Consider the following 1096-nt stretch of genomic DNA (forward strand, 5'->3'; position numbering starts at 1 on the left):
CGACCAGTGAGCTATTACGCACTCTTTCAATGGTGGCTGCTTCTAAGCCAACATCCTGGTTGTCTGTGCAACTCCACATCCTTTCCCACTTAACACGCACTTGGGGACCTTAGCTGATGGTCTGGGCTCTTTCCCTCTTGACGATGGATCTTAGCACTCACCGTCTGACTCCCGGTAAACGAGTCTGTGGCATTCGGAGTTTGACTGGACTTGGTAACCCTTGGCGGGCCCCGCACCCAATCAGTGCTCTACCTCCACGACTCTATATCCGAGGCTAGCCCTAAAGCTATTTCGGGGAGAACCAGCTATCTCCGAGTTCGATTGGAATTTCTCCCCTACCCCCACCTCATCCCCGAGCTTTTCAACGCTCGTGGGTTCGGGCCTCCAGTGCGTGTTACCGCACCTTCACCCTGGACAGGGGTAGATCACACGGTTTCGGGTCTACGCCTGCAAACTGAATCGCCCTATTCAGACTCGCTTTCGCTGCGGCTCCGTCTCTTCGACTTAACCTCGCTTGCAAACGTAACTCGCCGGTTCATTCTACAAAAGGCACGCCATCAGCCATGAACGGCCTCTGACTTTTTGTAGGCACACGGTTTCAGGTTCTATTTCACTCCCCTCCCGGGGTGCTTTTCACCTTTCCCTCACGGTACTGCTTCGCTATCGGTCGCTAGGGAGTATTTAGCCTTGGCAGATGGTCCTGCCGGATTCCGACGGGGTTTCCCGTGCCCCGCCGTACTCAGGATCCGTCTAGGCATACGCACATTTTCGGCTACAGGGCTTTTACCTTGTTTTGCGGGCCTTTCCAGACCGCTTCACCTAATCTGCTTTTGCCATATCGACGTCCTACAACCCCGATCCCCGAAGGAATCGGTTTGGGCTTCTCCGCGTTCGCTCGCCGCTACTGACGGAATCACTATTGTTTTCTGTTCCTCCAGGTACTTAGATGTTTCAGTTCCCTGGGTGTGCCTCCTTGCTGCCTATGTATTCAGCAACAGGTACGCAGACATGACTCTGCGTGGGTTTCCCCATTCGGACATCCCCGGATCAAAGCCTGCTTACGGCTCCCCGAGGCGTTATCGTAGTTCGCCACGTC

At 54.7% G+C, this 1096-nt stretch carries 1 rRNA gene; it reads right to left on the reverse strand.

From position 1 onward, the window contains the following. Positions 1–1096, reverse strand: a 23S ribosomal RNA gene (locus ABD796_RS35575); the annotation flags it as partial.

Origin of the sequence: Paenibacillus hodogayensis (genome assembly GCF_039536325.1) — a bacterium.
Taxonomy (GTDB): Bacteria; Bacillota; Bacilli; order Paenibacillales; family NBRC-103111; genus Paenibacillus_AB; species Paenibacillus_AB hodogayensis.